This is a genomic window from Enterovibrio sp. QJM3NY_24 (genome assembly GCF_057786035.1).
Genome location: NZ_CM173520.1, coordinates 517,420 through 531,304, shown reverse-complemented (window position 1 = coordinate 531,304; position 13,885 = coordinate 517,420). Strand labels below are relative to the sequence as shown.

Annotated in this window: 12 protein-coding genes; 7 read left to right on the top strand and 5 right to left on the bottom strand. The window is 49.2% G+C overall.

What is annotated here, in order from left to right:
- Positions 1-21: 21 nt before the first annotated feature.
- Positions 22-924 (bottom strand): LysR family transcriptional regulator, encoded by a 903-nt coding sequence (locus AC3CIC_RS18805; RefSeq protein ID WP_488516693.1) that lies wholly within the window; start codon positions 922-924, stop codon positions 22-24.
- A 163-nt stretch (positions 925-1,087) separates the two neighbouring features.
- Between AC3CIC_RS18805 and cuyA the strand changes: the two genes are divergently transcribed.
- The 7 genes from cuyA to cuyB all read left to right on the top strand — a co-directional run bounded on the left by cuyA (position 1,088) and on the right by cuyB (position 8,587).
- Positions 1,088-2,098: a D-cysteate sulfo-lyase gene (gene cuyA / locus AC3CIC_RS18800; RefSeq protein WP_488516692.1), complete on the top strand. Its 1,011-nt coding sequence runs from the start codon at positions 1,088-1,090 to the stop codon at positions 2,096-2,098.
- Between the two features lie 96 nt (positions 2,099-2,194).
- Positions 2,195-3,508: a histidinol dehydrogenase gene (gene hisD, locus AC3CIC_RS18795; protein WP_488516691.1), complete on the top strand. Its 1,314-nt coding sequence runs from the start codon at positions 2,195-2,197 to the stop codon at positions 3,506-3,508.
- Positions 3,509-3,560: 52 nt separating this feature from the next.
- Positions 3,561-4,748, top strand: a complete 1,188-nt coding sequence (locus AC3CIC_RS18790; RefSeq protein ID WP_488516690.1) for a DegT/DnrJ/EryC1/StrS family aminotransferase — start codon at positions 3,561-3,563, stop codon at positions 4,746-4,748.
- 113 nt (positions 4,749-4,861) lie between these two features.
- Complete coding sequence (locus AC3CIC_RS18785) at positions 4,862-5,848, top strand: TRAP transporter substrate-binding protein (protein WP_488516689.1); 987 nt, start codon at positions 4,862-4,864, stop codon at positions 5,846-5,848.
- A gap of 79 nt (positions 5,849-5,927) precedes the next feature.
- The gene (locus tag AC3CIC_RS18780; protein ID WP_488516688.1) at positions 5,928-6,470 is read left to right on the top strand and encodes a TRAP transporter small permease; all 543 of its coding nucleotides are present in this window, start codon (positions 5,928-5,930) and stop codon (positions 6,468-6,470) included.
- Positions 6,471-6,582: 112 nt separating this feature from the next.
- A complete protein-coding gene (locus AC3CIC_RS18775; protein WP_488516687.1) occupies positions 6,583-7,863 on the top strand; it encodes a TRAP transporter large permease in 1,281 nt (426 codons plus the stop codon).
- A 13-nt stretch (positions 7,864-7,876) separates the two neighbouring features.
- Entirely contained in the window at positions 7,877-8,587 is a 711-nt protein-coding gene (gene cuyB, locus AC3CIC_RS18770; protein WP_488516686.1) for a cysteate racemase, read from the top strand.
- An 85-nt stretch (positions 8,588-8,672) separates the two neighbouring features.
- On the opposite strand, the gene rocF is transcribed toward cuyB, so the two are convergent.
- The 4 genes from rocF to AC3CIC_RS18750 form a co-directional block, all read right to left on the bottom strand.
- Entirely contained in the window at positions 8,673-9,602 is a 930-nt protein-coding gene (rocF, locus tag AC3CIC_RS18765) for an arginase (protein WP_488516685.1), read from the bottom strand.
- A gap of 232 nt (positions 9,603-9,834) precedes the next feature.
- Entirely contained in the window at positions 9,835-10,728 is an 894-nt protein-coding gene (locus AC3CIC_RS18760; protein ID WP_488516684.1) for a hypothetical protein, read from the bottom strand.
- Positions 10,715-13,156, bottom strand: a complete 2,442-nt coding sequence (locus AC3CIC_RS18755) for a fimbria/pilus outer membrane usher protein (protein ID WP_488516683.1) — start codon at positions 13,154-13,156, stop codon at positions 10,715-10,717. The genes AC3CIC_RS18760 and AC3CIC_RS18755 overlap by 14 nt, the downstream gene beginning before the upstream one ends.
- Positions 13,153-13,851 (bottom strand): fimbria/pilus periplasmic chaperone, encoded by a 699-nt coding sequence (locus tag AC3CIC_RS18750; RefSeq protein ID WP_488516682.1) that lies wholly within the window; start codon positions 13,849-13,851, stop codon positions 13,153-13,155. The genes AC3CIC_RS18755 and AC3CIC_RS18750 overlap by 4 nt, the downstream gene beginning before the upstream one ends.
- Positions 13,852-13,885: the final 34 nt, after the last annotated feature.

Sequence of the window (13,885 nt, the reverse complement as noted above, 5' to 3'; positions counted from 1 at the left end):
GAATACCCGTTTGATTGGCCGCTATTGCTGCCCATAAAGCTCGCTCAAGTACTGCCAAAATCGCTCAACTTCCGGTTTGGCAGTATGGCGGTTTCGGTACAGCAAAATTCGCAAATCTATTCTGGGTAACGCTTCATCGAGTTCGACTAATCGCTTTTCCTCTAACTCCTGCTTCACCAAACTTGAAGGCAACCAGGTTGCACCAAAACCTTGCGTTGCCATCGCCTTCAATCCTTCTGCCATTTCGTTTTCACACACCACCTCATAGCGAAAATGGGAAGGGATCGCACTTATCGCGGATCTCTTAACCAATCCGCCAAGATAGATTTCTTCGGGAAACGCCAGCAAACGGCAGGTTTTTCCTTCGGCGAAGGTGTGTATTGGCGCGCCAAATTCATTCGGCGCAGAAACAGGAATAAGGCGGTCACGTCCCACTTGAATCGACTGACTCTTGCGCTTCATTTGTGGGCTATCAAACGCTTGAGATGCAAACGCGAGCAGAAAATCCCCTGAACCTGCCAAAAACGACTCATTGAGATGGTGAATATTGCCCGGAACGAGTTTCACCAAAGCATCGCCAACCAATGGGCTAAGGGTTTGTATCCACCCCGGAAAGAAAGAGACTGCCGTGGAGTGTTGAGCGAGAAAAATCAACGAATGTGGGTTCTTACGCTGTTGCAGTCGATGCCTGACATCCGTGATGTCATTGATTAATCGCCGCGCCTCGTCAACAAAATCGGTCCCAGCCTCTGTCAACGTTGTGGGCAGGGTATCGCGGTTAACCAAGGCAATGCCTAACCAATTTTCCAGCGAACGGATCCGCCGACTAAACGCTGGTTGTGTCACAAATCGCGCGTCAGCGGCTTTAGAGAAGCTGCCGTTCTCACTGAGCGCAACGAAGTCTTTAAGCCATTTCAATTCCATTAATTCAATCCCTTAGCGTCCTGCTAAAACAGATATGCCGAAAAGTAACCGGTGTCTATTCAATATAGGTATTGGCGGAAGTCAGCGGTGTCTCACAGGCTGTAATTATTGTAAAAGGCCATTTGAGCCGATTTTTTAGTTATTGATTAAAAGGGACATGACCATGCATTTATCTCGCTTTCCTCGTCTTCACTTCGCACACCTTTCTACGCCGTTAGAACCTATGCCAAACCTGTCTAAAGCGCTTGGCGGCCCCAATTTGTGGATCAAGCGTGACGATTGTACGGGTCTGGCCGGTGGCGGTAACAAAACGCGCAAACTGGAATTTTTGATGGCAGATGCAATCGCTCAAGGTGCAGACATCATCATCACTCAAGGCGCAACCCAATCAAACCATGCGCGTCAAACCGCAGCGATAGCGACCAAGTGCGGCATGGCGTGTCACATCCTGTTGGAAGACCGCACGGGTTCAGACGACCCAGAATATATATTCAACGGCAACGTCATGCTGGATCAACTGTTTGGGTCTTCTTTGCAGAAATTTCCAGCTGGCGTCGACATGAATGCGGCGATGGAAGATGTGGCAGCGACGATGCGCGCTGAAGGCCGTAAGCCTTACATCATTCCGGGTGGCGGTTCTAACGCAATTGGTGCGCTGGGTTATGTGAATTGCGCATTGGAACTGTTGACGCAAGCCAACGATCAGAGCCTTCTGATTGACCACCTTGTTCACGCAACAGGTTCAGCGGGCACACAAGCGGGCTTGATCACCGGTTTATGCGCCTCGAACAGCCAAATTCCACTACTGGGCATTGGCGTGCGTGTGCCAAAAGACAAGCAAGAAGCCAACGTGTTTGCACTGGCAGAACGCACGTGTGACTTATTGGGCATCCCTGGCGCAGTGCCGCGTGAAAGCGTGGTGGCTAACTGTGATTACGTGGGCGAAGGCTACGGTATTCCAGCTGAAAGCACGATTGAAGCTATCTCGATGTTTGCCAAGCACGAAGGCATTTTGCTCGACCCTGTTTACTCAGGCAAAGGCGGCGCGGGCTTGATTGACCTTATCCGTAAGGGTCACTTCAAAAAAGGCGAAAACATCGTGTTCTTGCACACAGGGGGTGCACAAGCGCTACCGGGCTACCGTGACGCGTTTGGATTTGAAGATTACTGTTAATCCGTCCTGATAAAGCCGCTTTCTTTGAGCGGCTTTTAGTTTGGAATCTTCACGTATCTCTTTCTTTTTGAATCCGAATATCAGTGAGTAAACACAATGGAATATCTAAAACGCGCTGAGCGGGAAGCCGACGTGCAAACCGATGATGAGCGCATTCAGCAAGTGGTCAAAGACATGTTGACTAAAATCCGTCGTGAAGGGACGGCGGCGGTTGAAGAATACGCCATGCAGTTCGATAACTGGCAGGGTGATTTCGTTCTGTCCGACGAAAAAAGAGCAGCACTGATTGCCTCTGTGCCGCAACGCGTAAAAGACGACATCGATTTTGCGCATCGTCAGATCCAACGTTTTGCAAATGCACAACGGTCGAGTTTACAGGCGTTTGAGATTGAAACCGAAGAAGGCGTGAAACTGAGCCAACGGGTGATTCCTGTCGATTGCGCAGGGTGCTACGTGCCCGGTGGTCGTTATGCTCATGCAGCGTCTGCATTGATGAGTGTGGCAACGGCAAAAGCGGCGGGTGTGCCAACCGTGATTGCCTGTTCTCCGCCTCGCGGTGACTCAATCAACCCCGCCGTGGTGTACGCAATGGATCTTGCTGGTGCAGACATCATCCTTGAGATGGGGGGTGTGCATGCAATTGCAACCATGGCATTCGGGCTCTACACCGGAAAATCCGCCGATATTCTAGTTGGCCCAGGAAATGCTTATGTGGCAGAAGCTAAGCGTTTGTTGTTTGGCGAAGTGGGCATTGATGTGTTTGCAGGGCCAACCGAGTCCGCCGTCATTGCCGATGAAACCGCTGACCCGATGACCATTGCAGTTGATCTGGTTTCACAAGCCGAGCATGGCCCGAATTCTCCGGTTTGGTTATTCACCACGGATAAAGCACTGGGTCAGAAAGTGATTGAATTAATGCCCCATGTGATTGCAGACATGCCCAATGCAGATGTCTGCGAAGCCGCTTGGCGAGATCACGGCGTGGTGATTGTGTGCGACGACCGTGAAGAAGCCGCGAAAGTGAGTGATGAATGGGCGTGTGAACATGTTCAGGTTCAAGCCGCAGACTTGGGCTGGTGGAAAGAAAATCTCACCAATTATGGCTCGTTGTTTTTAGGCGAAGGCAGCACGGTCACGCACGGCGATAAATGTGCCGGAACTAACCATATTCTGCCCACCAAAAAAGCGGCGCGTTACAGCGGTGGACTGAATGTGCAGAAGTTCCTGAAAATCTTAACCACGCAGGAATTGAGCAAAGAAGCCAACTTGACGTTTAGCACCGCAGGTTCGCGGATTTCCCGTACGGAAGGCATGGAAGGTCACGCACGCGCATGTGATTGGCGATTGAAAAAATACTTCCCAGATGCGGATTGGGATTTCGACGTCTATCAGCAAAAGCGTTACGACTGATGACGACGCGATCGAATACGGCTTGAATGCGCAAAGCGTAAGGAACACGACGATGCACACGTTTAAAAAATCGTTTACGCAACAAATGCCAATACCGGAAAGCGCCATTGCCAGTGCCGTAGAAGTCATGCGTACTGGCAGGCTTCATCGCTATAACACGGTGAGCGGTGAGCGCAGCGAAGCGGATTTGTTGGACAAGCAATTTGCTGATTATCTCGGTGTTAAATATTGCTTGAGCTGCGCGTCTGGCGGTTATGCACTGTCTATCGCACTGCTGTGCGCAGGCGTAAAACAGGGTGATGGCGTATTGTGCAACGCGTTCACTCTCGCGCCCGTTCCTGGATCTATCAACAACGCTGGCGGTGTGCCTGTGCTGGTTGAAACCACCGACGATCTCACCATGGATCTGGATGACTTGTCACACAAAGCGAAAGCCACAGGGGCGAAATTCCTGCTCCTTTCGCACATGCGCGGTCATCTCGCGGACATGGATGCCGTGATGGCGATATGCCGCCAGCATAACATCGTGTTGATTGAAGATTGTGCCCACACCATGGGGGCAGATTGGAATGGGCAGAAAAGCGGCACCTTCGGTTTGGTGTCGTGTTTCAGCACCCAAACTTACAAACACATTAATTCCGGTGAAGGGGGCTTTTTAGTCACCAACAACGATGAAGTGATGGCCAAAGCCATTATTTATTCCGGCTCATATATGTTGTTTGGCCAACACCCCACGCTTCCGCCCCTAGAAACGTTTGAAGGTATTGCCAAAGGTACACCTAATTACAGCGGGCGAATGGACAACCTTCGCGCTGCCATCTTGCGCCCTCAATTGGCGCATTTAGATGAGCAGTGCGAGCGTTGGAATCAGCTCTATCTCGCCATGGTGTCTGCGCTGTCATCGTTGCGCGGCATTCGCTTAATTGAACGTTCGCCCAAAGAACATTTCGTTGGCAGTTCTATCCAATTCTCATTCCCTGATCTGACGGCTAACCAGCTTTCACAGTTGGTGAAAGGATGCACGGCGCGAGGCGTCAGCCTGAAATGGGTCGGCGACAGTCAGCCTTCAGGGTACAGCAGCAAATACGATCATTGGGAATATCTTCAAGAACACACTGTTTTGCCACAAACCGAGCGGGTTCTGGCGTCCTTATTGGACATGCGGATCCCGTTGACGTTTGACGAATCAGACGGAGCAACCATTGCAGCGGTTATCGCTGAAGTACTCGATACGCTTTAAGTGCTATCGAGCGCGACATTTATCTATCAGCAAGTACTGAAATCTAAACCGATACCAACGCGACGCAACAGCGTCAGTGAATTCACGGATGTCATCGAAAAAGAGGTAAAGATATGAAGTTAAAGCAATTGGCAACATTGGCAGTCATTTCTATTTTGGCACTCCCAGTGCTCGTCAGCGCTAAAACGATGAAAGTAGGAATGGGCGACCCTATCGAATCCGATCAGGGTGCGTATGCACTTCGCTTTCAAAACTTGGTTGAGTTTTATTCTGGTGGCGATATCAAGATCAAACTCTATCCCGGTGGTGCGCTCGGCGGTGAAACCGAGATGGTGCAAAACATCCGCTTGGGTTCATTGGATATGGCGTTAGTGGGCATAGGTAACGTGACCCCGTTTTCGAAAAAACTCGGCGCACTCACCATGCCGTATTTGATCACCAACTCTTCTGATGCGGTGTTAATTACCACCGGTGAATTGGGCGAATATTGGAATACCCTCGCTAAAGAAGAAGCGGGCGTAAACATTCTGGGTTGGACCTATTCCAACTTCCGCCACCTGACCAATTCAAAGCGCCCCGTGAAAAACATGGAAGACGTGAAAGGGCTGAAAATCCGCGTTCCTCAAAACAGCATCATGCTGAAATCATGGGAAGTGTTCGGTGCAAACCCGATTGCGATGGCGTGGACAGAAACCTTCACCGCACTGCAACAAAAAGTGGTGGATGGACAGGACAACCCGTACATCGTGAACAACACCATGAAGTTCTACGAAGTGCAGCCATACCTGACAGAAGTACACCACCAGTATTCGTTGCAACCGCTGCTAATCGGTAACCGTACCATGGGCAAGCTGAGCGAAGAGCAGCAAGCCATTTTGAACCGTGCAGGATTAGAAGCGCAGCAATACGCCTTGGTGTTCCAGATGACGGAAGCGGAAAACGCCAAGCAAAACATGATTGATAACGGTGTGGAAGTGTTCACGCTGGAAGACGAAGACAAATGGGTTGAGTTGGCGAAAGAGAAAGTATGGCCTGAGTTTTATGAAGACATTGGCGGCAAAGAAAGCTTCGACAATGTACTGCAGAAAATGCAGAAGTAATCGTCCTCTCTATTCGGAATAGTTGACGAACTGTCCAACTAACAGAAGGGGCGGCAACGCCCCTTACCAGGACGTGTTTATGCGAAATGTACCGCAAAATGTACCGCAAAGTGTATGGAAAACCTTTTGGCAAAGAATGGACAAATTTGAAAGTTACGCCTGCCAGGCGTTGCTTTGTCTGTTTGTCACCTTACTGTTTATTCAAGTGATCCTTCGCGTGGCTTTCAATTACGGCATTCCATGGAGTGAAGAGTTATCCCGCTTCGCCTTTGTGTGGTTTGTGTTCCTCGGCGCATCGTATGCGGCGCGTCTTGCGGCACATAACCGTGTGACCTTCCATTTGAAAATGCTGCCAAACAAAGTACGCACAGGCGTTGAGCTGATCGCCGATATGCTTTGGATTGCCTTCAACACCTTAATGACAACCAAAAGCATTGAAGTGATTGAAAGCTTGATGGAATACAAGTTCATGTCTCCGGCACTTGATTGGTCAATGGCCTACCTCTATTGGATTTTCCCCATTTCTTTCACGTTGACCTCCATTCGGATCATTCAGGTTAACTACTTGAAGTTAGTGAAAGGTGTTGAGTTCAAAGATGTGGACGATGTTCAGGTCGATTGACGGATCGTCTCGATATGTTTTAGCTGGGTTAAGCCGTATAACCCGTGACGATTGTTAACAAAGACAACGCCGCCATACGGATTGTTGCAATCAAAAAGAAAAGGAGTCCTCAATGGAGGCATCGCTCGTTCTTTTCGGCTCATTTTTTGGGCTTCTTCTCATTGGCGCTCCCATCGTCATTGCACTGGGTGGCTCGGCCATGCTGGTGTATTTGTTGTCGGGTGACGATTACGTTTCTCTCGTACAAACTGCATGGAACGCCGTGGACTCATTTCCCATTATGGCGCTACCGGCATTCATTCTTTCTGGCGCATTAATGCAGGCTTCGGGCATTTCTCGCCGTTTGGTACACATTGCCGAATTGATGGCTGGCCCAATGGCGGGTGGTCTCGGATTTTCGGCCATTCTTGCCAGTATGTTTTTCGGCGCGATTTCAGGATCAGGCCCAGCAACCACAGCCGCTGTGGGCATGTTGATGATCCCCGCGCTCGCCGATAAAGGCTACAACAAAGGCTATGCAGCAGCACTTACCGCGTCTTCTGGTGGTTTGGGTGTGGTTATTCCCCCGAGTATACCCATGGTGATTTATGGTGTGACTGCCAGTGAATCGATTGGCGCACTGTTCATTGCGGGTGTGGTTCCCGGCATCATGTTGGCAGGTGGTTTGATGATCACCAACTATGTGATCAGTAAAAAGCGCGGTTATGTCGGCGCGGTAAATGATGAACCCGGCGCACTTCGCAAAGCGTGCAAAGAGGGTATTTGGTCGATTCTCGCACCGTTTGTGATCCTTGGTGGTATCTACTCGGGCATGTTTACCCCAACCGAAGCTGCCGTGGTGTCTGTCTTCTACACCTTGTTCGTGGGTAAATTCATTCACAAAGAACTGACGCTAGACGGCTTGAAAGAGTCGCTCAGTTCCACCACATGGCTGACGGGGCGTGTGTTGATCATCATGTTCGCCGCGACTGCGTTTGGACGCATTCTGGTCGAAAACGATACACCCACCGAAATCGCCAATGCGTTATTGTCGATGACAGACAGCCTCGCACTGATCTGGCTGGTGGTGATCCTGTTTTTGATCTTAATTGGCATGTTCATGGAAACCCTTGCCACCATCATGATTGTCACGCCCGTGCTATTGCCCGTTATGGTGCAGTTTGGTGTCCACCCGATTCACTTCGGCGTGGTGTTGGTTTGTTGCTGTGAAATTGGTTTTTCCACACCACCGCTTGGGGAGAACATGTTCATCAGTTCCAGTATTGCCAAGGTCACCATTGAAGAAATATCCGTGAAGGCACTGCCGTTTGTATTGGTCGAAATACTGGTGGTGTTCATCATGAGTTACTTCCCAGACACCGTGCTTTGGCTACCCAGAATGATGGGATATTAAAGAGAGAATAGGTGTGAACGATAAAGAAATGACAGTCGGTATTATTGGTGGCATGGGGCCAGATGCCACCGTGGATCTTATGCGCAGGATTATTGCGGCAACCCCCGCAGAGGACGATGCCGACCATATTCGTCTGTTGGTGGATAACGACCCCAAAGTGCCATCACGCATCAAGGCGTTAATCGAAAAAACGGGCGAATCGCCTGCGCCCTATATGGCAAACATGGCGCAGGGGTTGGTCAAAGGTGGCGCGGATTTTCTGGTGATCCCGTGTAATACAGCCCATAAATATTACGACGATGTCGCGAATGCAGTGTCTGTCCCCGTGGTGAACTTATTAGAGTTGTCAGCGGCGCAAATTTTGCGCCGTTATCCAAATATCAAAAGGGTGGGGCTATTAGGTTCAACCGCGTTGCAAATCACCCAGCTCTATACCCCTGCTTTTGCGCATTATGGCGTTGAAACCCTGTTCCCTGGAGCGAAAGAACAATCAGCACTCATGGCACTGATCCGCGAAGTGAAAGCCAATGCGCACAATGACAAATCAATCGACGCGTTTAATTGTGCTGCTGAAAATTTGGAAGATCATGGTGCGGAATGTTTGCTGATCGCCTGCACGGAATTGTCGGTTATCTCATCGTCACTGAAAAGTGCACTACCGTCATTTGATGCGTCACAAATACTGGCACAGCATGTGGTTGAGCGCGTGAAGGGGCATTGCTAAGAGAAGGGACGTTGCAAAGAGAGGGGACGTTGCTAAGAGGGAGAGGGTTGGCGTTAGGATCTAAGCCAACCCTTTTCTATATGTCTTACAGCACGCTTCGCCCAAAAGCACTTAGCATCAAAGATACAGCGCGTTCAGCAGACACGTTCTTCTGATCCAAGAACGGATTCAACTCGACCAGATCAACCGATGTGATGAGATTCGTTTCGGCCAATTTCTCCAACAGCAGATGCGCTTCGCGATAAGTGACACCACCCGGGACAAGCGTCCCTGAACCGGGGATGAACTCAGGGTCACAGCCATCAACATCGAAGCTGACGTGAAAACCCACCGTGTCTTTGGTGACAATTTCGATGATTTCGTCACTGACTCTGCTCATGCCCAACTCGTCGATATCGCGCATGCTATAAACCTTAACGCCAGACTCCTTGATGAGCTCTCTTTCTTTTGCATCAATGTCTCTCACGCCAACCAATGCAACGTTTTCAGGCTTTATCTTGGGATTTGCACTCAGGATGCTGGTGAAGTCTTTGTCACCATAACCAAGAAGGTGAGACAGCGGCATACCGTGAACATTGCCAGAAGGCGAAATGCCCGGAATATTCATGTCTGCATGAGCATCAAACCACACAAGCCCGATATTCTGATTTTGTGTTTGATAGAAGTCAGAAATGCCCGAGATGGAGCCCATCGCAATCGAATGGTCACCGCCGACCACCAATGGAATATCGCCATTTTCGAGCGCAGCTCTCGTCGCGACGGCTAAATCGCGGCACACCTGCAGAATTTCGCTTCTAAAGCGCATATTGCCGCCAGTATCGACAGGTCGAGATTCTTGGGATGGGACGGCAATATCTAGCTCTTGTGAAATGGTGTATCCCATCTTTTTAAGCTGTTCACCGAGTCCGGCAATACGAACGGCTGAAACCCCGCCATCAGTGCCTCTGCGCGAAGCGCCTAAATCCACGGGAACACCGATAATTTGAATTGATTTCGCTGCGTCTTGTTTTTCCATCAGTTTGCCCCACAAAATTTCTCATTGGAAAATGCAGTTTTCCATACTCCGTCCTTTAAGAACGTGCTTTGATAACGCTCCTTTAACATTGTAGGGTTCAATATTAAGAAGGGGAGGAAATCTCAAAGGCTGATAGGTCGTAAAGAGGTAAACAGATAAAGCGACAAGAGCGCGAATCACAGAGTGACACGCGCCTAGCGCATAGAAGTAAAACTAGCGCAGAGAAGTAAAACTATCGCGCAAACATATTGATGGTCACGACATCCTCATATTGGCCCGCACGCGCATAGGGAGACGCCGTGTTTTCAAATGTGATGGTGACTTTTTTGCCACGGAATGGGCGATTTCCCACGTCAAAGGTAACCTCGTCAGTTAAGTTCACCGATTGATCGGCAAAATGAAGCTGATAGGGCACTTGGTTTCGTCGATTTGTGGTGTTGACGAGTTGTCCTTTATTTTGCGAAGAAAAAGCAATGCTGACAAAGCCATTGCTTTCCATGTAAACAGGAATTTCACGACGATTCCTCTCCGTTAAATCACCTAAGTGAACTCTTACCGATGTGCCCGTTGGCTTTAGCCAATCGTCATGGGTATTGATTAATTTTGCGCGGACATAAGGCTTCACTTGGAAGTTAAAAGCATGTGTCTGAGTGAACGATTTGCCTATATTGGTGCCGTTGAGACGAGCTTCAATGACCCCCTTATAGTCACCAGGAGAAAACGCTCTTGCGGAGGGAACATAGATCCAAAAATCGACGGAAGGCTGGCCGGATAAATTCAGTACATACACACCTGTTTTACGGATCTTTAAATCCTGACGTGCTGCATTTTTGAATTGATAATGATGTGAAGAGATTGGGCCATTGAGTGTAGGTTTTCCCCCTTCAGGCTGCTTCATTAACATTTTATTGGCGCACTTCGCCAGTTCGCGGTCAAGGGAAACGGTGGCCGGGATCCAGACACCTTTCTGACCTTTTTGGTCTTCGACGGAAGACGTGGTGTTGACGTTAATGTGCCAGTTTCCGCTGCATTCATTGTTTTCGGCTTGCGCCAATGCATGGAATGAAACCATCAGCGCAATTGTTGAGCCTATGATCGTTTTGGTGAGTGATTTAAGGATTTGCATCACAGTTCTCCTCGACACATTTCGCGGTTAGCGTTCCAAGGTCAATTAAGCGGTTGTCGTTTGCCTCAACCACGATGGTCAGTGGCTGGTACGTGGAATTGCCGATAGTCATTGTGTAAGTGCCGGGGCCAATACCTTGGGCAAAAAAGCGTCCCGTTTTATTGGTGAAAAACGAGAGGCGCTTGTCGCCTCGGATGAGCTCACCTTGCAGGTAAGAAATGGGAGTGCCGTTGTTGGAAAGGAGCACACCTTTCGCCGTGTAGGATGCATCAGAACCGATCATGATGAGGTGGCCAGTGGTCGCGGCAGGGGAGAAATTGACTCGGCTTTCTCCCCAGTCATAGCCTATCGGTGCATTCTGCACAGAGAGGTCGACAGTGTTACGTGAATAGGGCATGTCGAGAGGTAACAAGCCACCGATCAAAGAGGTCGCGGCTGCTTTATAGCTACCATCTTGTGCCACACCTAACTGTGCTTCGTGGTCAGAAAGCGTAGGGTGAAGTTGAGCAACCACGAATGGGCCCGATTGTGCGCGACCCCAACCCAGTTTGCCATCAGTAAAACCGAACGCCGTGTTGCCGCGAATCGAAGCCAAATAGCTGGCGTCTGACGAGGTGTTATTTAACTCACTTCTTTCCACTTCGCCTTCCAAACGAACGCGATTTGCGGTGTAGCTCAGTTGTGCATTTTGGCGTTGTCTGGTGTCTTCGTACTCGCCTAGTGCGCGGAATCCGACACTACCGACACGGTCATTGTTGGTTTTGCTTACATCGATACGAGATTGGTTTTCCCTCGTGTTATAACTCGCGCCCAAGTTGTAGCCGTATTGTTGATGGTTCCATCGCCAATCAAGCGTAAAGAAATACTGGGTATCATCGGATGCCACGTTGCTGTCTTGGCTGTAGGTCACGCCTGCGCCTAGGGTGATGTCTCCGTTTTTCCAGTTCAGCGTCGACGTAAGACCCGTCAGCTCTTCATCGTTATTATCCAGATAATAGGAGCCAGACAAGGTTGCATCCCACCGTGCGTTAATAGAAAGCACATAGTTAGCGAGATAACGATCATAAGAGACAGGCAGCGCCTTGTTATCCCACGGTGATGAGGCATAGTTGTCTGCAAATTCCACGCTCAATCTCAGGTTTGGCGTTTTGCTTTCTGGTGCACCGATAATGGCGCTTTCAAAGCTGAGGGAAGTGACATTTCCAGCGTCAGCCTCGGAATGGTTACTCAGTCCCATGCGAGCAGAAATGTTGCCCCAATCTGAACGTATCGTTGCCAGTCCACCGAAGATTTGGCCATGTTTTGCGAAGGTGCCATTCACACCAAGAGTGAGCCAAGGAAATAAACCATATTCCGTAAAACCGGTTGCCGCCCAAGTATCTAAGTACTCAATGCCATCATCACCGAAGGTAGAAGGTACACCCACGCTGAATGCGTAGTTAAACATCCCTTCATCTAACAGGTTGCTGTTGTAAAACTGGCTGAATACCAGCGTTTCCGTTTTTCCCGACAGATACGTGACGTTGACCGTGATGTCGTTTGCGCCGTTAGACATGGGTAAATTCATCAAATTGAAGCGACCTGCATCTTGACGCCCACTGAAGATGATTTGTCCGTTGACGATGATTTCCACTTCGGCACTTTCTTGCAATATCAATTCTTGGCTATTGCTCGGATCGATAACTCGCTGTGGTTGTAATTCGGAATAGTCACTCTCGATGGAAAACCCACCAAGGCTCACGTTAGATTGAAAGCCTGAAATACCGGATTCAACATCGCCGACAGATGCGCGAAAAGGCGCGTGAGGGTTATCGTAAAATGCCGTCCATTCCCCCCGTAACACCTGAGAATCCGTTTCAGACATTTGTAAGTAGTTAGCGGCCTCAAAATGCACACCCGAAGCACCACCGATATTCACTTGCGTTAGCCATTCAACAGAACTGTAGCGGTCGTGTTCTTGTCCTTCACCTTCCCAGCGTGAGTTGTGTGCAAAATTGAAGCTGTTAAGCCAACTGAATGGACTGTTGTCCGATGGGCTAAAGGGCTCGTATTGTTCACCAAAATCAACATTGGCTAGGCCGAGTGCTTTATTGGAGATCTTTGCTGCCAGAGAAAGTGTTGAAGGGTCAAAGCTAATATCAATGCCGGCTTCAGCAAGTGTGTTGAGTGAAACCATGCCATCACTGCTGAGGCTTTCGTTCAGAGAAAGTGCCAACCAACTTTCGTCAGAGACACGTTGCCCCAACAGGCTTTTAAGTTGAGAGAGCGAAACTGCGTCAATATCCATTCCCTGCAAGGAGACAGAAACCATTCCTAGTGCTTTCTGCGAGAGGTTTAGCGGCAGATTGAACGTTGTTGCGTTCGCAGAAGCAGAAAGCAGGAACAGGAACAGGAAAAAAAATACACGCAGTTTCCCTAATATACTCACTGGAATCCTTTCACATCCACCGTGTTAGGGATTTCATTAGCCGCTAAAAGAGCGTCGATCTGAACATGGACGCGTTCTCCTGGCACCAGGAATTGGCGATTCAGGAGTGAATTAATGTCATCCCATTTCCAGGTGTGCGCAGTGACATTGGTTTTTACGTTTAGCTCTAACTGAGGAATGATAACGATATCTGTTCCTGTGTTTTCCAACACTAAAGAAGGGGCTTCTTTATTCTCGACATTAACCGCAGCGCTAACAAGGCTAGTGGCTGAGTCGGGTGAAACAAACACCAATGCGCCGATTTGAAACAACATTTTAATGCTGCTTTCCGTTTCATCATCTTGGATGGGAAGTTGGCTAAAAATAACGCGATAAGACGTTGAGGATTCAATGGGTGAACCGATGTACTTCACCTTTACCATTTGCGTTTTACCTGCAGGAATAAGCACCTGAGGCGGGAAGACAAAGAAATCGTCCGAATCCGTGAGTGATTCGGGTTTATCGCCTTCAATCGATCGGCTTTTAACAAAGATTTCGATCGGCAAGGGTTGATCAGTGGTGTTGTTAATCTGGAAAAACTTCTCACTGTTGGTGCTCTGCGTTGAGAAAAACGAGACCATCGGCAACAGTTCAAAGGCTTTTGAAATGGGAGAAAACAGCAAAAGCGCCATCAGCGATATTCTGACTAAACGCATATAATCCTCAAAAGGGGGCTAACGCCCCCAAATA

Excerpts from the sequence above, each read along its gene's own strand:
- AC3CIC_RS18805 (WP_488516693.1), bottom strand. The coding sequence starts at position 924 with ATGGAATTGAAATGGCTTAAAGACTTCGTTGCGCTCAGTGAGAACGGC.
- hisD (WP_488516691.1), top strand. The coding sequence starts at position 2,195 with ATGGAATATCTAAAACGCGCTGAGCGGGAAGCCGACGTGCAAACCGAT.
- AC3CIC_RS18775 (WP_488516687.1), top strand. The coding sequence starts at position 6,583 with ATGGAGGCATCGCTCGTTCTTTTCGGCTCATTTTTTGGGCTTCTTCTC.
- AC3CIC_RS18760 (WP_488516684.1), bottom strand. The coding sequence starts at position 10,728 with ATGCAAATCCTTAAATCACTCACCAAAACGATCATAGGCTCAACAATT.
- AC3CIC_RS18790 (WP_488516690.1), top strand. The coding sequence starts at position 3,561 with ATGCACACGTTTAAAAAATCGTTTACGCAACAAATGCCAATACCGGAA.
- AC3CIC_RS18780 (WP_488516688.1), top strand. The coding sequence starts at position 5,928 with ATGCGAAATGTACCGCAAAATGTACCGCAAAGTGTATGGAAAACCTTT.
- rocF (WP_488516685.1), bottom strand. The coding sequence starts at position 9,602 with ATGGAAAAACAAGACGCAGCGAAATCAATTCAAATTATCGGTGTTCCC.
- cuyA (WP_488516692.1), top strand. The coding sequence starts at position 1,088 with ATGCATTTATCTCGCTTTCCTCGTCTTCACTTCGCACACCTTTCTACG.
- AC3CIC_RS18785 (WP_488516689.1), top strand. The coding sequence starts at position 4,862 with ATGAAGTTAAAGCAATTGGCAACATTGGCAGTCATTTCTATTTTGGCA.
- AC3CIC_RS18750 (WP_488516682.1), bottom strand. The coding sequence starts at position 13,851 with ATGCGTTTAGTCAGAATATCGCTGATGGCGCTTTTGCTGTTTTCTCCC.